This window comes from Modestobacter roseus (assembly GCF_007994135.1).
Taxonomy (GTDB): Bacteria; Actinomycetota; Actinomycetes; order Mycobacteriales; family Geodermatophilaceae; genus Modestobacter; species Modestobacter roseus.
Genome location: NZ_VLKF01000001.1, coordinates 3,549,745 through 3,569,100 on the forward strand (window position 1 = coordinate 3,549,745; position 19,356 = coordinate 3,569,100).

Here is a 19,356-nt window from a genome sequence, read left to right on the forward strand (position 1 = left end):
CACGGCGGCGGCCGCCGCCCTCCGGGTGGAGGGCGGCGGCCGCCGTCGGGAGCGCCTGCCTCAGTAGGTGAAGCGGGCCGCCGTGGTGCGCAGGTCGCTGGCCATCCTCGACAGCTCGTCCACGGCCTGCCGGGTCTGCCCCAGCGCCTCGGTGGTGGCCGACGCCGCGGCCGACACCCCGGTGATGTTGGTGGCGATCTCCGTCGACCCACCCGCGGCCTCCTGCACCGACCGCGACATCTCGTTCGTCGTCGCCGTCTGCTCCTCCACCGCACTGGCGATGGTCAGCTGGAAGTCGTTGATCGACCCGATCACCTCGCTGATCCGCCCGATCGCCGCCACCGCACCCGAGGTGTCGCCCTGGATCGCCTCCACCCGACGCGCGATGTCCTCCGTCGCCCGCGCGGTCTCCTGCGCCAGCTCCTTCACCTCGTTCGCCACCACCGCGAACCCCTTGCCCGCCTCACCGGCCCGCGCCGCCTCGATCGTCGCGTTCAGCGCCAGCAGGTTCGTCTGCTCCGCGATCGAGGTGATCGTCTTCACCACCGCACCGATCTCCTGCGAGCTCACACCCAGCTTCTCGATGGTCCCGGTGGTCGTCTGCGCCTCGGCGACCGCCTGCGCCGCCACCCGGGTCGCCTCGTTCACGCTCTGGCTGATCTCCCGGATCGCCGAGCTCATCTCGTCGGCACCCGCCGCGACCGTCGCCACGTTGCGGGAGACCTCCTCCGCCGCCGCCGACACCACACCCGACTGCGCCGAGGTCTCCTCCGCCGACACCGAGATCTGCGCCGACGACGCCGACAGCTCCTCCGAGGCCGCCGCGACCGCGTCGGAGGAGGCCACCACCAACCCCATGACCCCACGCAGGCTCGCCATCGCGCCGTCCAGCGCCTGCCCCATCTGCCCCAGCTCGTCGTTGCCGGTCAGCCCGCTGCTGCGGGTGAGGTCGCCCTCGGCGAGCCCCTGGACGACCTCCCGCACCCTGCCGGCCGACCGGGCGATCCCCGAGGCGACGAACCAGCCCAGCCCCAGGGCGACCGCGATGCCCGCGATCATCAGCACGATCGCGGTGGTCCGCTGCGACTCGTACTCGCTGCGGATGGCGGCTACGGCCCGCTGGGCCTCGTCGGCCTCCAGGTCGCGCAGCTGGGCGACGTCGTCCATCACCGCCGTGGACAGCGGCGCCGCCTGTGCGGCGTTGGTGGCGATCCAGTTCGGGTAGTCCCTGGCCGTGGCCAGGGGCACCAGCACCGTCTGCTGGAGGTCGACCCACTCGCCCATCCTCATCCGCACGTCGTCCACCAGCTCCTGCTTGGCCGGCACCAGCCCGCCAGCGGCGTAGTCGTCCGTGGCCTCGCTGAACCGGTCGGCCAGGGTGTCGATGTTGCTGATGCTGCCCGGGACGTCCGTGCCGACGAGGGTGTCGCGCAGGTTGACCCGCATGTCGCGCACCGTGTCGCCCATGACGGCGACCGCGACCAGGCCGGAGACGTTCTCGCGGTAGAGCGCATCCCCGGAATCGGCCGAGCGGCTGAGCGCGCCCAGGCCGAGCACCCCGATGCTGGCGGCGACGACGCCGGCCACGCCCACGGTGGCGAGCACCTTCGTGCGGACGCTGCGATCACCCCACCACGAACCGGTGCCGGCCAACGAGTTGCGGGACATGCGTCGCTCCTGGGGTCGTGCGCGATGGGTGGGAGAACCGTGCAGGTCCGGTGAGCGCGCAGACTCGTCGGACGACCACCGGACGACCCGGCGCCTGGACCGATCGTGGAGGGTGCACCGACGCGGGACCCCCGTCCTGCCCGGCGTGTCCGGTTGTGCACGACCAAGAATGTGGACGACCGACTCGCCGGGTCTCCCTGTCGACCCATCCGGCACAGCAGGCCCGCCACGGCACGACGACGGCCGCCGCCCCCGGATGCGGGGACGACGGCCGTGGCCGTGCACTGCGTCAGAAGGTGAAGCGGGCGACGCTGCCGCGCAGGTCGCTGGCCATCCGGGACAGCTCGTCCACGGCCTGCCGGGTCTGCCCCAGCGCCTGCGTGGTCGAGGACGCCGCGCTGGAGACGCCGGTGATGTTCGCGGCGATCTCCGTCGAGCCGCCCGCGGCCTCCTGCACCGACCGGGACATCTCGTTCGTCGTCGCCGTCTGCTCCTCCACCGCGCTGGCGATGGTCAGCTGGAAGTCGTTGATGCTGCCGATGACCTCGCTGATCCGGCCGATCGCGGCCACCGCACCCGAGGTGTCGCCCTGGATGGCCTCCACCCGGCGCGCGATGTCCTCGGTCGCCTTCGCCGTCTCCTGGGCCAGCTCCTTCACCTCGTTCGCCACGACGGCGAAGCCCTTGCCCGCCTCACCGGCCCGCGCCGCCTCGATGGTCGCGTTCAGCGCCAGCAGGTTCGTCTGCTCGGCGATGCTGGTGATCACCTTCACCACGTTGCCGATCTCGGTCGAGGACACCCCGAGCTTCGTGATCGTCTCCGTCGTCGCCTGCGCCTCCCCGACCGCCTGCGCCGCCACCCGCGCCGCCTCGTTGGCGTTCTGGCTGATCTCCCGGATCGACGCACCCATCTGCTCCGCGCCCGCGGCCACGGTGGCCACGTTGCGCGACACCTCGTCGGCGGCGGCCGAGACCACCCCGGACTGGGCCGAGGTCTCCTCCGCCGACGCCGAGATCTGCCCGGCCGACGCCGACAGCTCCTCCGACGAGGCCGCCACCGCATCGGCCGACGCGACCACCGCGGCCATCACCGACCGCAGCTGGGTCATCGCGCCGTCCAGCGCCACCGCCGTCCGGCCCACCTCGTCCCGGGAGGCGACGTCGGCCGTGCGGGTCAGGTCGCCGGCGGCGAGCCCCTCGGCCGCGTGCTGCACCCGGCGCAGCCCGGCAGTGATCCGGCGGGCCACCAGCACCCCGATCGCCAGCGCCGCAGCGGCTCCGATCACGATCACGCCGACCAGCACCCAGCGCGTCTCCTGGAAGGACGCCCGCGCCTCGGCCGCCTCGGCTGCTGCGTTGTCCTGGCGCAGGGTCGCGAGCTCGTCCAGGTCGGTCAGGATGGACTCGGCGATCGGATCGGCCTCGGCGGCACGGGCCGCCGACCACGCGGCCAGGTCACCGGCGTCGGCCAGGTCGTCGAGGCCCGGCATCACGGCCTTGAACTCGTTCACCTCCGCCAGCGCGTGGTCGATGAGCTCGCGACTGCGCGCCGTCGGCCGGGTCGCCAGGTAGTGCGACGCCGCGCGCGCCAGCCCCTGGTAGGCGGCCTGCCGGTCGCCCATGTAGCCCTGCTTCTCCATGGGGTCATTCGCGACGGCGTAGTTCACGGCCGACAGCCGCAGCGCGTAGAGCTCACCCCGGACGGCCTCGACGTCGACGGTGCCGACGAGCTCGTCCTGGTACATGGCCTCCGTCGTGCCGGCCGACTCACCCAGGCTGCGCAGCCCCACCAGCCCCACGCCGACGGCCACGACGACGGCCAGCCCCACGGCGGCGACGATCTTGGCCAGGATCCCGCGCAACCGGAACCGGGCGAGGACGGATGGTGCACTCACGGGTGGCCTCCTGGGCTCGAGCTGGGTCGACCGGTCCGTCGGTCGGCGGTGCCGCGGCCGGTCATGGCTGGGTCCCCTGGGACGCATGTGACTCGGTCTCGTCCGGCAGATCGTCGGGCAGCGGAACGGCCCGATCGTTGATCATCTCGGCGTGTCGCGCCGCTGACCTGCGGAAAGACCGGTGACCGTCGACCGGGGACGACGAGTCGACACCCCGCTCGGGCGACGGGAGCCGGGAACGCAGCAGGGCCGCACGGACCCGAGGTCCGAGCGGCCCTGCTGTGCGGTGGAGCGGGGGATCAGAAGGTGAAGCGGGCGACACTGCCGCGCAGGTCGCTGGCCATCCGGGACAGCTCGTCCACGGCCTGCCGGGTCTGGGTGAGCGCCTGCGTGGTCGAGGACGCCGCGCTGGAGACGCCGGTGATGTTGGCGGCGATCTCCGTCGAGCCGCCCGCGGCTTCCTGCACCGACCGGGACATCTCGTTCGTCGTCGCCGTCTGCTCCTCCACCGCGCTGGCGATCGTGAGCTGGAAGTCGTTGATGCTGCCGATGACCTCGCTGATCCGACCGATCGCGGCCACCGCCCCGCTGGTGTCGCCCTGGATGGCCTCCACCCGGCGGGCGATGTCCTCGGTCGCCTTCGCCGTCTCCTGGGCCAGCTCCTTCACCTCGTTCGCCACCACCGCGAAGCCCTTGCCCGCCTCACCGGCCCGCGCCGCCTCGATGGTCGCGTTCAGCGCCAGCAGGTTCGTCTGCTCCGCGATGCTGGTGATCACCTTCACCACGTTGCCGATCTCGGTCGAGGAGATGCCCAGCTTCTCGATCGTCTCCGTCGTCGTCTGCGCCTCGCTGACCGCCTGTGCCGCCACCCGCGCCGCCTCGTTGGCGTTCTGGCTGATCTCCCGGATCGACGCACCCATCTGCTCCGCGCCCGCGGCCACCGTCCCGACGTTGCGGGAGACCTCCTCCGCCGCCGCCGACACGACGTTCGACTGCGCCGAGGTCTCCTCCGCCGACGCCGAGATCTGCGCCGAGGACGCGCTCAGCTCCTCCGACGACGCCGCCACCGCGTCCGCCGACCCGGCCACCGAGGCCAGCACCGACCGCAGGCTCTCCTGCGCCGCCGCCAGCGAGGCCGCCATCCGGCCGATCTCGTCCAGGTCACGGACCTGCGGGGTCCGGGTCAGGTCGCCCGACGCCATCGCCTCCACCGACTGCTGCACCGAGCGGACGGTCACGAGCACCCGGCGGACGACGAGGACCGCCAGGACGCCGGCCACCAGGATCGCCACCACCGCCGTGACGAGCAGCGAGGTGATGGACGCGCGCGCCGCAGCCGCGGCCTCCTGGTTCCGCTGGTCGGCCACCGCGGACTGCGCGAGCCCCTCTTCCTCCAGCCCGTCAGCGATGTCGTCGAAGAACGGCTGCATGGCCTCCCGGACCAGCTGGCCGTAGCCGGCCAGGTCACCGGAGGCGCCCAGCGGGAAAGCGGTCGTCGTCAGCAGGTCCAGCAGGCCCGCGCGGGCGTCCAGGTACTTGTCCATCGCCGCCTGGTCCACGATGTGCGGCTCGTACTCGGCCAGCGCAGCGTCGACGTCGGCCTGCTTCTCCTCCATCTGACCGATCAGCTCCTGCTGACGCGCCGGGTCGGAGAAGGCGTACTCGAGCACCCGGGCCCGGTGCGCCGCCGTCGCGCGCTGCACGGCGGACAGGTCGTTGAGCGGGCGCAGGTTCTCCTCGTAGAGGAGCTCCTGGCTCGCCGCACGCTCCTCGATGCGCCACGCGGCGAAGGCGCTGGTGGCGAGCACCACCACTGCGAGCAGGGCCACGACGGCCCCGATCTTGACACCGATCGACCGGTCGGTGAACCACGCGAGCCTCCGGGGAGGCGTGGCGACAGCGTTCATGGTGGCTCCAGAGGGGGGTTCGAGAGGAGAAGCGGCAGCCGGCGTCGTCGCCCTGCCGCGGTCGATCCCCCGCGGCGGGCGGATCGGCGTACGGACTGATGGTGGCGGCTCGCAACGGTCGCGACCGCGCCAGCCGAGCCGTGTCGGGGCGGCTCACCCCAGAAAGACGGGCCACCGGTCCCGACCGGCGCCTTGTCGACACGCCCCTCGACGATCCCGCCGGGAACGGCGACGGCCGCCCCGCCCGGAGCGGGCGGAGCGGCCGTCGGGGCGCGCCGGATCGGGGTCAGTAGGTGAAGCGGGCGACGCTCCCGCGCAGGTCGCTGGCCATCCGGGACAGCTCGTCGACGGCCTGCCGGGTCTGCCCCAGTGCCTGGTTGGTGGAACCGGCGGCGGTGGAGACCCCGGTGATGTTCCGGGCGATCTCGGTGCTCCCGCCGGCGGCCTCCTGGATCGACCGGGACATCTCGTTGGTGGTGGCCGTCTGCTCCTCCACCGCGCTGGCGATCGTCAGCTGGAAGTCGTTGATGCTGCCGATGACCTCGCTGATCCGACCGATCGCCGCCACCGCACCCGAGGTGTCGCCCTGGATCGCCTCCACCCGACGCGCGATGTCCTCCGTCGCCCGGGCCGTCTCCTGGGCCAGCTCCTTGACCTCGTTGGCGACGACGGCGAAGCCCTTGCCGGCGTCCCCGGCGCGCGCCGCCTCGATCGTGGCGTTGAGCGCCAGCAGGTTGGTCTGCTCCGCGATGCTCGTGATGGCCTTCACCACCGCACCGATCTCCTGCGAGCTCGCGCCCAGCTTCTCGATCGTCTCCGTCGTCGACCGCGCCTCGCTCACCGCCTGCGCCGCCACCCGGGTGGCGTCGTTGACGTTCTGGCTGATCTCCCGGATCGCCGAACCCATCTCATCCGCACCCGCAGCCACGGTCGCCACGTTCCGCGACACCTCCTCGGCGGCGGCGGAGACCACCCCGGACTGGGCCGAGGTCTCCTCCGCCGACGCCGAGATCTGCGCCGACGACGCGCTCAGCTCCTCCGACGACGCCGCCACCGCATCGGCCGAGGCCGCGACGCCGCTGAGCACGCCCCGCAGCTCGTCCAGGGCGCCGTCCAGCGTCCGCCCCATCGAGCTGAGCTCATCGGTGCCCTGCATCCCGCAGCGTTCGGTCAGATCGCCGCCACCGAGCTGCAGCAGGACGTAGGACACCCGGCGCAGGGCTCGGTTGATGCCCACGACCACCAGGACCATCACCGTGAAGACCGCCGCGGTGATCAGCATGCCCAGTGCGGCCAGCACGATCAGCTGCTGGGTGGCCTCGGCCTGCCGCTCGGCAGCGAGCTCGCCCAGGACACCGGTCAGCTCGGACTCCAGCCCGCCCAGCACCGCGATCCGGTCGGTCGCCTGGGCGAACCAGCTGGTCGGGTCGACACCGAAACCCCCGGCGCCCGCACCGGACAGGGCGAGCTCCTCGGTCGCGGCGACGGCCTGGAACTCGGGGCCCTGCCGGGCTTCCCGGAGACGGTCGACGACACGCTGCGGTGCCAGCTGCTCGACCCGGTCCAGTTCATCAGCGACGACAGCCCGCAGGCCACCGACCGTCGCCAGCTGCCCCGGGGCGAAGGCGTCGAGGGTGAAGACGTTGCTCAGCTGGGCCCGCTCCAGCCCGGCCTTCTCCTTCGCCGTGAGCAAGGCCAGGTGAGCGACCAGGTAACGGCTCTGCGCGGCGTCCGACGACCCTGACGCGATCGTGCCCAGCGAACCGAGCAGCGCGTCGTTCGCCGTCGTGTACCAGCCGATCCGCTCCGGGATCGGCGGGGTGAGGGCGTCGACCGCACTGCGTGCACCGGCCAGGTCATCGAGCTCCGCGACCGCACCCCGGACGGACTCCCGGAGCTCGTCGGAGAGGGCACTGTCGGACCCGAGAACGCCGTCCAACGCCCCCAGCCGGCTGTCCAGCTGCTCCCGGGCGGCCCCCATCTCCTCGGCGAACCGGGCGCCGCTGGAGGAGAGGTACACGCTGCTGGTCCCGCGTTCCACCTGGACCGCGTCGACGACGCCACCCACGGCAGCCACCAGGGACACCGCCGATTCCAGCTCGGCCGCCTCGCTACGAGCCTGCCAGTCGGTCGCCACCTGGGGGCCGAGCAGTCCCAGGAAGGCGAGCAGGGGAAGGCCGCCGATGAGGAGCAGGCGAGTCCGGACGCGCAGCGAGGACAGCCACCGCGCGGGGGACCAGGGACGACGATCTGACGTGGGAAGGGACATGACCGGCTCCAGGGCACTCGTGGCGAGGACGAGGACAGGGTGGAGCGCCCGAAACCGCAGGGTGCCGTAAACCAGGCTGTGTCGCTCGATCCAGGTATGGAAACCCGGACGACCATCTCGCCAGGTCTCCGGGTCGACACATCTCCCCCGCCCCGGAGACCACCGCCCTGGACCTCGCGGGCCCTGCGGACGATGCCGCCGGAACGGCGACGGCCGCCCCGCCCGGGATGGGCGGAGCGGCCGTCGGGGCGTGCCTGGTCGGGGGTCAGTAGGTGAAGCGGGCGACGCTGCCGCGCAGGTCGCTGGCCATCCGGGACAGCTCGTCCACGGCCTGCCGGGTCTGCCCCAGCGCCTGCGTGGTCGAGGACGCCGCGCTGGAGACGCCGGTGATGTTCGCGGCGATCTCCGTCGAGCCGCCCGCGGCCTCCTGCACCGACCGGGACATCTCGTTCGTCGTCGCCGTCTGCTCCTCCACCGCGCTGGCGATGGTCAGCTGGAAGTCGTTGATGCTGCCGATGACCTCGCTGATCCGCCCGATCGCGGCCACCGCACCCGAGGTGTCGCCCTGGATCGCCTCCACCCGGCGCGCGATGTCCTCCGTCGCCCGCGCCGTCTCCTGGGCCAGCTCCTTCACCTCGTTCGCCACGACCGCGAACCCCTTGCCGGCGTCCCCGGCCCGGGCCGCCTCGATCGTCGCGTTCAGCGCCAGCAGGTTCGTCTGCTCCGCGATCGAGGTGATGGCCTTGACCACCTCACCGATCTCCCGGGAGCTGTCGCCCAGCTTGGTCACCGTGACCGTGGTGGCCTCGGCCTCGGCCACCGCCTGCGCCGCCACCCGCGCCGCTTCGTTCGCGTTCTGGCTGATCTCCCGGATCGACGCACCCATCTCCTCCGCACCCGCGGCCACCGTGCCCACGTTGCGCGACACCTCCTCCGCCGCCGCCGACACCACGTTCGACTGCGCCGAGGTCTCCTCCGCCGACGCCGAGATCTGCGCCGAGGACGCGCTCAGCTCCTCCGACGCCGCCGCCACGGCATCCGAGGACGCCACCACCGACGCCATCACCGACCGCAGCTCGGCGAGCGCACCGTCCACGGCCGCGCCGACCTGCCCGAGCTCGTCCCTGGTCGTCAGCCCGACGGTCGTGGTCAGGTCGCCCGCCGCGAGCGCCCGGGCGGCGTCCTGCACCCGGCGCAGCCCGCGCGCGATGCCGCGGGCCACCATCAACCCGACGGTCACGGCCGCGACGACCCCGGCGATCAGCGTGGCCAGCACGACGAGACGCGCTGCCTCGGCCTCCTCCCGGGCAGCAGCAGCCGCGGTCGAGGCGCTGGCCCGCTCCTCCTCCGCCAGCTCACCGAGACCGGTCGTCGCCTCGGTGAGGAGGAGGTTCTGGCTGTTGGCCGCGATCCAGCCGGCGTAGTCGTTGGCCACGGCCCGCGGCGCGAGCACGTCGGTCGAGAAGACCGACCACTGGTCCACGAGGGCATCAGCCTCGTCCAGCACCGCACGCTTCGCGCTGTTGCTGGTGGCCGCCGCGTAGGCCGACCGGTGCTCCTCGTACCGGGTGAGCACTTCGGGGATGGCGGCGAGCGCCTGCTGGGTGGCGGCGCCATCGACGGCCAGCGCGGCATTGCGCGACTGGACCCGGAGTTCTTGCACGTCGTCCTGCATCGCCGCGATCGCGCTGAGGCTGGTGAGGTTGTTGCTGTAGATCTGCTCGGTGCGATCGGCGGCTGAGTTCAGTGCCTGGATCCCGACGACGCCGATCACTGTGCCAGCCAGGGCCGCAGTGCCGATGCCCGTGAGGATCTTGGTGCTGACGTGGCGGTCGCCCCACCAGGAGCGCTTCGGGGACGGGGGGATCGATGCGGACATGGCGTGCTCCAGAACGGCAGGGGAAGGGCGTCGGGACAGAGCGTGGTGGAAACGGAAACGTGCGGTGTCGACCGCGCCCGCGTGTCGGACCGATCGGTACAGGAATTGCCGCTGACCATTTCCCCCGGTGTCCATGTCGACAACCCCGCGACGGTCCCGGAAACGCCACCGCGGCCACCACCTCGCCCGGGGAAGGGGGCAGGGCAGTGGCCGCGGAGGTGGTGCGTGTCCCGGTCGAGTGACCGTCGACCGGGGGGGTGTTCGGCTCTACCGGAGTGTGCATTCGGGCCCGACCGGCACGAGACCATTCTCTCGGTTCACGCGGCCTTTGTCGCGCACTTCGGGAAAATGGTCGGACGACCATTCCCGGAAGGCGACGTGTCGACCGGGCGGGCCGGTCGCGGGAACGGCGACGGCCGCCGGCCTCCCGGAGGAGGCACGACGGCCGTCGTGGTCGTGCGGTGCTGGGCCCTTCCTCAGGTGCCGACCGCGCGGTTGACGTCGAGGGCGAGCAGCAGCTGCCCGTCGAGCTTGTAGGCGCCCCGGATCAGGTCGCGGCCGACGCCGTCGAGGGTGTCCGGCGGGGCCTCGAAGTCCCGGACGTTGACGTCGACGACGTCGGCGATGCTGTCGACCAGCACGCTGACCGCCTCGCCGTGCAGCCGGATCACGATCACCACCGGCTCCTGGCCCTCGGGCCGGGGCTTGCGGCCCAGCCGCTCGCGCAGCTCGATGGCGGTGACCACCTGGCCGCGCAGGTTGATCAGCCCGGCGACGGCCGGCGGCGCGAGCGGGACCCGGGTGATGCCCTGGCTGCGGAGCACCTCCTGCACGTGCTCCACCTCCACGCCGAACAGGTCGCCGTCGAGCCAGAAGGTGGCCAGCTGCGCACTGGCCGGCATCGTGGCGGTCGCACTGCTCATGTCAGACCTCCGTCAGGTGGTTCGGGGAGACGCCGTCGAAGCCGAAGGCGGGGGAGTCGAAGCCGGTCGTCGGCAGTTCGGCGAGCGGCGCGCTGCTGGTGTAGAAGGCCGGGTCGGCGGCGAGGATCGCGGCCCGGACGTCGAGCAGCTCGGTGACCCGGTCGCCGATCACCGCGGAGCCCAGCAGGCCGAGGTCGTCGATGTCGCTCTGCACGGCGGCCTCGCCGTCGACGATGTCGAGGATCTCCTCCACGACGATCGCGACGCTGCGGCCGTGGTCGGCGTAGACGATGACCTCGAGCACCTCACGGTCGGTCTCGCCGTAGGCACCCAGGTGCCGGTCGAGCCGGACGATCGGCAGGATCGCGCCGCGGTACTGCACGACCTCGCGGGAGCCGACCCGCTCCACGGTCTCGCTGCGCACCTGCTCGAGACGGGTGACGGTGTCCAGCGGGATGGCCACCCGGCGGCCCCCGCCGATCGCGGCCAGCAGCATCCGGGTCCGCTCGGTGGCCGAGACGGCCGCGGCGGCCAGGGCGTTGCGGTGCTCCTGCCGGTCGGTGGTCTCGGTGCGCAGGGCACGGCGGGCCAGCGCCTGCACGTCCAGGATCAGCGCGACGGCGCCGTCACCCAGGACGGTGGCCCCGGAGTACAGCCCGATCTGCTTGAGCTGGCCGCTGACGGCCTTGACCACGATCTCCTCGGTGTTGATGACCCGGTCGACCACCAGGCCGAACCGACGCCCTTCGGAGCTGAGCACGGCGATCACGACGTGCCCGTCGTGCCGGTCCGAGGGCAGGCCGAGCACGTCGGCCAGGTGGACCAGGGGGAGCAGCTCGCCGCGGAGGCGGTAGACCGAGGCACCACCGACGTCCTCGACGGCGGCGGCAGCCTTCTCGGCGTCCAGCGCCACCAGCTCCTGCAGGCTGATCTGCGGGATGGCGTAGCGGTCGCCGGCGCACTCGATGGTCAGCGCGGGGACGATCGCCAGGGTCAGCGGGATGCGCAGGCGCATGACGGTGCCACGGCCCGGCGCCGACTCGACCTCGATGGTGCCGCCGATGCCCTCGATGTTGGTCTTCACCACGTCCATGCCGACGCCGCGGCCGGAGACGTTGGTGACCGCCGCGGCGGTGGAGAAGCCGGGCAGGAAGATGAGCTGCAGCAGGTCCGGCGGACCCATCCGGGTCAGCGCGTCGGCGGTGATCAGCCCCCGCTCCACGGCCTTGGCGCCGATCTTGGCCGGGTCGATGCCCGCGCCGTCGTCGGCGACCTCGACCACGACCTGGCCGCTCTCGTGCCGCGAGCGCAGGGTCAGCACGCCCTCGGCGGGCTTCCCGGCGGCGGCCCGGCCGGCCTTGTCCTCGATGCCGTGGTCGACGGAGTTGCGCACCAGGTGGGTCAGCGGGTCCTTGACCGCCTCGAGCAGGGTCTTGTCCAGCTCGGTGTCGCGCCCCTCCATCTCCAGGCGGACCGACTTGCCGCACTGCAGGCCCAGGTCGCGGACGACCCGGGGGAGCTTGCTCCAGATGTGGTCGATCGGCTGCATGCGCGTCTTCATCGCGCTCTCCTGCAGCTCGCTGGCGATCAGGTTGAGCCGCTGCGAGGCGCGCACCAGGTCCTGGTCGTTCTGCCGGCCGACGTACTGGACGATCTGGTTGCGGGTGAGCACCAGCTCACCGACCAGCAGCATCAGGTTGTCCAGCAGGTCGACGTCGACCCGGATGGTGCTGTCGGCGACGGCGCGCCGGCCGGACTGGGCCTCGGGCGTGCCCGGCTCCGGAGCCAGGTCACCGGCGGCCTCCGCCGGGACAGCCGGCGCCACCGGGGTGGGGGGAACGTCCACGGGGACCTCCTGGTGGACCTCGGCCACGGCCGGGAGGTCGATGACCCCCGGTGCCGGGGCGTGGATGGACTCGACCTCCGGCGCCGCCGCGGGCGCCGGGACGACGGGGGGTGCAGCGGCCTTTGCCGGGGCCTTGCGCACGGGCGCCTTCTTCGCCGGGGCCTTGGCGGCCGCCTTGGCCGGGGCCTTGCGCACGGGCGCCTTCTTCGCCGGGGCGGCCGCGACGGGAGCCGGCTCGACCGGCGCAGGAGCGGGCTCCACCGGGGCGGGCTCCTCGGCGGGAGCTGCCGCGGCGGCCGGGGACTCCTCCAGCGCGGCGCTGAGCAGGGCCACGGTGTCGGCGACGTCGACCGTGCCCTCACCGCCGGAGGCCTCGATGGCGGCCAGCAGCGCACGGATGGTGTCGGTCATCGACAGCAGGGCGCTGGTCCGCGAGGGGGTCAGGTCCAGGGCGCCGTCGCGCAGCCGGGACAGCAGGTTCTCCCCGACGTGCGCGACCTCCTCCAGCCGGTTGAAGGCGAGGAAGCCGCTGGTGCCCTTGATGGTGTGGATCGTGCGGAAGATGCTCGACAGGCGCTCACGGGAGCGGGGGTCCTGCTCCAGGGCCACGAGGTCCTGGTCCAGTTGGTCGAGGTTCTCGTGGCTCTCCACGAGGAACTCCTCGACGATGTCGTCCAGACCGTCCACGCGCGCCTCTTCCCTCTGGGTGCCGCGGCGGGCCTTCCCCGCGCAGCGTCGGTTTCATCGGCACACCGCCGATCTCCTTGAGGGGAACCCAGGCGTTGTGCACGATTTTCTGCTCCGGACGTCACCGATCGGGTGAGGCCGCACGCCGGCGTTGCCCGGCGTGCTCTCAGCCATCGGCAGGGACGGCGCGCACCCTGACCACCGGCGGGGGGGTGGCAGGGAGGGGAGGGAGGGTTCAGCCGCCGAGCGCGTCGGCGAGCCGGGCGAGCACGGCACGCGCCCCGGCCAGGTCGGGCACCCGGTGGGCGGCCGCGGTCTCGCCGTCGCCGACCTTGACGGTCACCCCGTCGGCGCCGAGAGCGCGGAAGCCGTCCTCGTCGGTGACGTCGTCCCCGAGGTAGAGCGCACCCGCCGCTCCGAGCTCGTCGCGCAGCCGCAGCAGCGCCGAGCCCTTGTCGGCGTCGGTGACGGCGATCTCCAGCACGTCCTTGCCCGGCTTGGGCGTGTGGTGCGGACCCGCCGCCGCGGCGGCGCGCTCCAGCAGCGCCGGGCGGGCGGCCGGCTCGGGCACGGTGCGCACGTGCACCGCCACGGCGGCCGGCTTGACCTCCAGCCGGGCGCCGGGGACGGCGTCCACCAGCGGCGACAGCGTCGCGACCAGCTCGTCCCGGGCGGCGCGCAGCTCGCCGGCGAGGGGGCCGTCGAACTCCGCGCCGTGGCTGCCGATCCAGCGGAACGGCCCGGTGAGCCCGCTGGTGCGCTGCAGGTCCTCGACCCCGCGCCCGCTGACCAGCGCAACGGTCACGCCGTCGACGGCGCCCAGCCGGGTCAGCAGCTCGGCCACCCCCGGCTCGGGGACGGCGGCGGCGGGGTCGTCACGCAGCCCGGCCAGCACGCCGTCGTAGTCGCTGGCCAGCAGCAGCGGACGCCGCGCGGCCAGCCCGTCGAGCGCGTCGGTCAGCGCCGGGTCGAGCCCGGTCACGCCTGGGCCTCCAGCGAGTCGAAGAACGAGTTCGCCCAGTGGTCGAGGTCGTGCTTGGTCACGTGCCGGCGCATCGCCCGCATCCGCTTGGTGGCCTCGGCCGGCTCCATCCGGAGCGCCCGCACCAGCTGGTTCTTCACCCCGGCGATGTCGTGCGGGTTCACCAGCAGCGCCTGCTTGAGCTCTGCGGCAGCGCCGGCGAACTCGCTGAGCACGAGCACCCCGCCCAGGTCGCCCCGGGCGGCCACGTACTCCTTGGCCACCAGGTTCATCCCGTCGCGGTAGGGGGTGACCAGCATGACGTCGGCCGCGCGGTACATCGCGGCGAGCTCCTCGCGGGGCATCGACTGGTTGAAGTACTGCACCGCCGGCCCGGCGATCGATCCGTACAGGCCGTTGATGTGGCCGACCTGCTGCTCGATCGTCTCCCGCATCGTCACGTAGTGCTCGACCCGCTCGCGGCTGGGCGTGGCCACCTGCACGAACACCGTGGAGGGCGCCTCGATGACGCCGTCCTCCAGCAGCTCCTCGAACGCCTCCAGGCGCACGCCGATGCCCTTGGTGTAGTCGAGCCGGTCGACCCCGAGCACGATCTTCTCCGGCTGGCCCAGCTCCTCGCGGATCTCCGCGGCCCGGGCGAGCACCTCCGGGCTGCGGGCGAGCTCGTCGAAGACGGAGACGTCGATGGAGATCGGGAACGACTTGGCCACCACGGTGCGGCCCTCGTAGCTGACCGTGTTGCCCTTCGTCGGCAGGTCGTGCAGCCGCTTGGCCAGGTTGACGAAGTTGGTCGCCGCGGCCGGCTGCTGGAAGCCGATGAGGTCGGCGCCGAGCAGGCCCTCGATGATCGCCGACCGCCAGGGGAGCTGGGTGAACAGCTCGTACGGCGGGAAGGGGATGTGCAGGAAGAAGCCGATGGTCAGGTCAGGACGTCGCTGGCGGAGCATCGCCGGCACCAGCTGCAGCTGGTAGTCGTGCACCCAGACGATCGCGCCCTCGCCGGCCACCTCGGCGGCGCGGTCGGCGAAGCGCTTGTTGACCTGGACGTAGGTGTCCCACCAGTGCCGGTGGTACTCCGGCTTCTCCACCACGTCGTGGTAGAGCGGCCAGAGGGAGGCGTTGGAGAAGCCCTCGTAGTACCGGTCGACCTCCTCCTCCGACAGCGACACCGGCACCAGGTGCATGCCGCCGGACTCGAAGGGCTCGGGGGCGTCGCCGGCCGCGCCGGACCAGCCGACCCAGGCGCCGCCGCGGCCGGCGACGAAGGGCTCCAGGGCGGTGACCAGACCGCCCGGACTGCGCTGGTAGCGGGTCGAGCCGTCGGGGTCGGTGACCTGGTCGACCGGGAGCCGGTTGGCGACCACCACCACCGGGCTGTCGGCGCTCACTGACGTCCTCCGCGCTGCGTTGTTCCACTCATCCTGTGCCGACCCTAGGCGACGGACACCCCCGGGCGCGCGCCCGGCGACCTAGCGGACCAGCAGGAACCCGGCCGCGGCGGCGCCCAGCCCGAGCACCAGCGAGCCGGTGAGGTACGCCAGCGCGCGGGCCACCGCCCCCTCCTCGACCAGCCGGACGACGTCGTTGGCGTAGGTCGAGAAGGTGGTGAGCGTGCCGCAGAAGCCGGTGCCGACCAGCGCCAGGACGGCGGGGGAGACCCCGCGCAGGCCGAGCAGCACGCCGAGCAGCGCGCTGCCGACGACGTTCACCGTCAGCGTGCCCGCGACGCTGCCCCGGCCGCGGCGGGCGACGGCGACCCGCTCGACCAGCAGCCGCAGCGGCGCCCCGGCCAGCGCGCCGAGCACCACCCACAGCGCCGTCACGGGCGCGCGCCCCGGGCGAGCCGGACCCCGGCGACCGCCGCCAGCAGGCCACCGAGCACCGAGGCGGCGACGTACCCGGCCGCCGTCGCGGCGGCACCGGCGTCGACCAGCCGCACCGTCTCGACGGCGAAGGTCGAGAAGGTGGTGAACCCGCCGAGCACCCCGGTGCCCAGGAACGGGCGCAACCAGCGCGAGTCGGGGTGCCGGGGGAACAGCACCGCCAGCAGCAGACCGAGCAGCAGGCAGCCGGCCAGGTTGACCAGCAGCGTCGCCCACGGCCAGCCGGCGGCGGGGGTGGGGAGCGCCTCGGCCAGGGCCCAGCGGGCGAGCGCCCCCAGGGCGCCCCGAGCGCGGCGGAGACGTACCCGACCACCCCGCACCCCTCCCGACCGGCGACCCCGCCGGGAGCTTGCCACCCGGCGGGGCGCCGATCGGTCAGGGCGCGGTGTCACGCCGTGGGCTCGGGCTCCCGGCGCCTGCGCCAGACCGGCTCCAGGCTCGCGATCTCCTCGGGCGTGGCGACCCGGAACGGGGGAGTGGCCGGTGCCGGCGCGGCCCGGCGCCCCTGGCCGCGGGTGGCCCGCAGGCTCAGCCCGACGGAGACGGCGAGGATCGTGGCGATCACCGCCAGCGAGAGCGTGGTCGGCACGTAGAGCAGGTCGACCTTCAGCGTCATCTTGACCCCGACCCAGATCAGCACCAGCGCCAGGCCGGTCTTGAGGTACACGAAGCGGTGGATCAGGTCGGCCAGCAGGAAGTACATGGCGCGCAGCCCGAGCAGGGCGAAGGCGTTGGCGGTGAAGACCAGGAACGGCTCGTCGGTGACCGCGAAGATCGCCGGGATCGAGTCGACCGCGAACACGACGTCACTGGCCTCGACCAGCACGAGCACCGCGAGCAGCGGGGTGGCCAGCAGCACCCCGTTGCGGCGGACCAGCAGCCGCTGACCGTGGAAGGCGTCGGTCATCGGCACGTGCCGCCGGAAGGCCCGCAGCAGGCGGGACCGGGACGGGTCGACGTGCGCGTCCCGCTGGCGCAGCATCCGCCAGCCGGTCCACAGCAGCAGCGCCGCGAACAGGTAGAGCACCCAGCCGAAGGTGGCGATCAGGAACGCCCCGGCCGCGATGAACGCGCCGCGGAGCACGAGGGCCCCGACCACGCCGAGGAACAGCACCCGGTGCTGCAGCTCCCGGGGCACCGCGAAGAAGCTGAAGACCACCGCCCAGACGAAGACGTTGTCCACGGCGAGGGACTTCTCGATCAGGTAGCCGGCGAAGTACTGCTGGCCCAGGTCGGCGCCGTACGCCGACCAGATCCAGGCACCGAAGGCGACGCCGATCGCGACCCAGGCCGCCGACCAGCCCAGCGCCTCCCGGACGCCGATCACGTGCGCTCGCCGGTGCGCGACCAGGTCGAGTGCGAGCATCGCGCCGATCCCGGCCAGCACGGCGAACCACAGCCACAGGGGTACGTCCACGGGTCCTCCAGTCGGTTCTCCCAACTGGAGGTCTCGCCCGGCCCCGCGCTCGGGGCCGCCCCGCCGGGCCGCCGCAGCGGCGAGCCGCGGGGCCGGGATGACGACGGGGCGTCGGGGGGCTACTCCCCTCCACCTACGCCGACCAGTGAAGCAGACTTCGCCTTTCGTCGCCAGCTCCGTCCATCCCGCCGGCCCGCCGGGTCAGCGCCGCCGGGTCTCCGGGAACAGCAGGTCGACGAAGCGGGCGGCGGTGGGCTGCGGCTCGTGGTTGGCCAGCCCGGGACGCTCGTTGGCCTCGATGAACACCGCGTCCGGACCGGCGACGTCGGGCACCAGGAAGTCGATGCCGGTCACCGGGATGCCGATCGCCCGGCTGGCCCGCACGGCCGCGGCGCCGATCTCCGGGTGCAGCCGGTCGGTGACGTCCTCGATCGTGCCGCCGGTGTGCAGGTTCGCCGTGCGCCGCACCCGCAGCCGCTGCCCGGCGGGCAGCACGTCGCCCATCCGGTGCCCGGCGTCGGCGACCACCTCCGCGGTGGCGTCGTCCAGCGGGATGCTCGACTCCCCACCGGTGGCCCGCTCCCGTCGCCGGCTGGTCTCCTGCACCAGCGCGGCGACGTCCTGCCGGCCGTCGCCGACCACCTCCGCGGGGCGGCGCAGCGCCGCGGCCACCACCTCGTGGTCGATGACCACCACCCGCAGGTCGTCGCCGGCCACCAGCTCCTCGATCAGCACGTCGGGGCAGAACTGACCGGCCAGCTCGACGGCGCGCGCCAGCCCGTCGTCGTCCCGCACGCCGACGGTGATGCCCTTGCCCTGCTCGCCGCGGGCGGGCTTGACCACCAGCTGGCCGCAGGCGGCGAGCAGGTCGCGGGCGGCGGCCAGGTCACCGCCGTCGACCACGACGGCGCGCGGCACCCGGACCCCCGCCCGCTCGACGATCCGCCGGGTCACCCGCTTGTCGTCGCACCGGCTCATCGCGACCGCGCTGGTGAACTCCGACAGCGACTCCCGGGTGAGCACCGACCGGCCGCCGAGGGACAGCCGGATCTCGCCCCACTCCGGGTCGGTGACCTGCACGCGGATGCCGCGGCGCAGCGCCTCGTCGGCGATGATCCGGGCGTAGGGGTTGAGCTCGGCCAGCCCCGCCGGGGGAGGGGAGAACAGCGGCGTGTTGATCGGGTTCTTCCGCTTCACGCAGACCGCGGAGACCCGGGAGAAGCCGAGCTTGCGGTACAGCGCGATCGCCCCGGCGTTGTCGTGCATGACCGACAGGTCCAGGTAGGCGCGGCCCCGCCCGATGTAGCGCTCGGCCAGCACCCGCACCAGGGCCTCCCCGGTGCCGGGCGGTGCGTCCTGCGGGTCGACGGCCAGGCACCACAGGCTGGTGCCGCCGTCGGGGTCGTCGAAGCCGAGCCCGTGGTCGACACCGGTGACGGTGCCGATCACGGCGCCGGTGCGGCGGTCCTCGGCGACCAGGTAGGTGAACGTGCGGGTGCGGTGGTTGCGCCACATGGTGGCGGCGTCGCCGACCACCATGCCGGCCTTGGCGTACAGGTCGTTGATCCGGCCCATCTCCGCGGCGGAGGTCACCGTGCGCACGAAGACGCCCCGGATCACCTCCTCGCGCGGCCGGTACCGGTGCAGCGGGAGCCGGTAGACGTAGGACGGGTCGATGAACAGCTCGTCCGGGGCCAGCCCCACCAGCACCTGCGGGTCACGGGGGTAGATGCAGATGTCCCGGCGACCGGTCTCCTCCGCGCGCAGGGCGGCCAGGACGCCGGAGAGGTCGGCGAACGTCTGGCCGAAGACCAGCCGCCCCCAGCCCATGTCCAGGACGACGTCGGTCTCCATCCCGGCGAGGTCGTGGGCGTCGGGTTGCTGCCAGGAGCGGCTGGTGAGCGGCGCGCGGTAGCCGCGTCGCGTGCGGTGGCCGGCCAGTCGTCGCGGGGCACTGGTCACCGGTCCACCGTAGGGGACCCGCGTGTCGGGGGCGTTCCA

The 19,356-nt window shown here is 73.2% G+C and carries 13 protein-coding genes; all 13 read right to left on the bottom strand.

The window, feature by feature from the left end:
* Nucleotides 1-60: 60 nt before the first annotated feature.
* Nucleotides 61-1,668: a methyl-accepting chemotaxis protein gene (locus JD78_RS17030; RefSeq protein ID WP_166521243.1), complete on the bottom strand. Its 1,608-nt coding sequence runs from the start codon at nucleotides 1,666-1,668 to the stop codon at nucleotides 61-63.
* Nucleotides 1,669-1,957: 289 nt separating this feature from the next.
* Complete coding sequence (locus tag JD78_RS17035) at nucleotides 1,958-3,562, bottom strand: methyl-accepting chemotaxis protein (protein ID WP_243731065.1); 1,605 nt, start codon at nucleotides 3,560-3,562, stop codon at nucleotides 1,958-1,960.
* 299 nt (nucleotides 3,563-3,861) lie between these two features.
* Complete coding sequence (locus JD78_RS17040) at nucleotides 3,862-5,469, bottom strand: methyl-accepting chemotaxis protein (protein WP_153362541.1); 1,608 nt, start codon at nucleotides 5,467-5,469, stop codon at nucleotides 3,862-3,864.
* A 286-nt stretch (nucleotides 5,470-5,755) separates the two neighbouring features.
* The gene (locus tag JD78_RS17045; protein WP_166521245.1) at nucleotides 5,756-7,738 is read right to left on the bottom strand and encodes a methyl-accepting chemotaxis protein; all 1,983 of its coding nucleotides are present in this window, start codon (nucleotides 7,736-7,738) and stop codon (nucleotides 5,756-5,758) included.
* 265 nt (nucleotides 7,739-8,003) lie between these two features.
* Nucleotides 8,004-9,617, bottom strand: coding sequence for a methyl-accepting chemotaxis protein (locus tag JD78_RS17050; protein WP_166521246.1), 1,614 nt, complete (start codon nucleotides 9,615-9,617; stop codon nucleotides 8,004-8,006).
* Between the two features lie 476 nt (nucleotides 9,618-10,093).
* On the bottom strand, nucleotides 10,094-10,540 hold the full coding sequence (locus JD78_RS17055; protein WP_208104133.1) for a chemotaxis protein CheW: 447 nt from the start codon (nucleotides 10,538-10,540) through the stop codon (nucleotides 10,094-10,096).
* A gap of 1 nt (nucleotide 10,541) precedes the next feature.
* Nucleotides 10,542-13,073: a chemotaxis protein CheA gene (locus JD78_RS17060; RefSeq protein WP_153359496.1), complete on the bottom strand. Its 2,532-nt coding sequence runs from the start codon at nucleotides 13,071-13,073 to the stop codon at nucleotides 10,542-10,544.
* Between the two features lie 235 nt (nucleotides 13,074-13,308).
* Nucleotides 13,309-14,055, bottom strand: a complete 747-nt coding sequence (gene otsB / locus JD78_RS17065) for a trehalose-phosphatase (protein WP_153359494.1) — start codon at nucleotides 14,053-14,055, stop codon at nucleotides 13,309-13,311.
* On the bottom strand, nucleotides 14,052-15,443 hold the full coding sequence (locus JD78_RS17070; protein WP_153359492.1) for an alpha,alpha-trehalose-phosphate synthase (UDP-forming): 1,392 nt from the start codon (nucleotides 15,441-15,443) through the stop codon (nucleotides 14,052-14,054). The genes otsB and JD78_RS17070 overlap by 4 nt, the downstream gene beginning before the upstream one ends.
* A gap of 81 nt (nucleotides 15,444-15,524) precedes the next feature.
* Nucleotides 15,525-15,878 (bottom strand): fluoride efflux transporter FluC, encoded by a 354-nt coding sequence (locus tag JD78_RS17075; protein WP_153359490.1) that lies wholly within the window; start codon nucleotides 15,876-15,878, stop codon nucleotides 15,525-15,527.
* Nucleotides 15,875-16,258, bottom strand: coding sequence for a fluoride efflux transporter CrcB (gene crcB, locus JD78_RS17080; RefSeq protein WP_166521247.1), 384 nt, complete (start codon nucleotides 16,256-16,258; stop codon nucleotides 15,875-15,877). Before crcB ends, JD78_RS17075 begins: the two co-directional genes overlap by 4 nt.
* Before the next feature lie 68 nt (nucleotides 16,259-16,326).
* Nucleotides 16,327-17,355: a TerC family protein gene (locus JD78_RS17085; RefSeq protein ID WP_153359486.1), complete on the bottom strand. Its 1,029-nt coding sequence runs from the start codon at nucleotides 17,353-17,355 to the stop codon at nucleotides 16,327-16,329.
* A 201-nt stretch (nucleotides 17,356-17,556) separates the two neighbouring features.
* Nucleotides 17,557-19,317: an N-acetylglutaminylglutamine synthetase gene (gene ngg / locus JD78_RS17090; RefSeq protein WP_228395102.1), complete on the bottom strand. Its 1,761-nt coding sequence runs from the start codon at nucleotides 19,315-19,317 to the stop codon at nucleotides 17,557-17,559.
* Nucleotides 19,318-19,356: the final 39 nt, after the last annotated feature.

Excerpts from the sequence above, each read along its gene's own strand:
- JD78_RS17030 (WP_166521243.1), bottom strand. The coding sequence starts at position 1,668 with ATGTCCCGCAACTCGTTGGCCGGCACCGGTTCGTGGTGGGGTGATCGC.
- JD78_RS17040 (WP_153362541.1), bottom strand. The coding sequence starts at position 5,469 with ATGAACGCTGTCGCCACGCCTCCCCGGAGGCTCGCGTGGTTCACCGAC.
- JD78_RS17045 (WP_166521245.1), bottom strand. The coding sequence starts at position 7,738 with ATGTCCCTTCCCACGTCAGATCGTCGTCCCTGGTCCCCCGCGCGGTGG.
- JD78_RS17050 (WP_166521246.1), bottom strand. The coding sequence starts at position 9,617 with ATGTCCGCATCGATCCCCCCGTCCCCGAAGCGCTCCTGGTGGGGCGAC.
- JD78_RS17055 (WP_208104133.1), bottom strand. The coding sequence starts at position 10,540 with ATGAGCAGTGCGACCGCCACGATGCCGGCCAGTGCGCAGCTGGCCACC.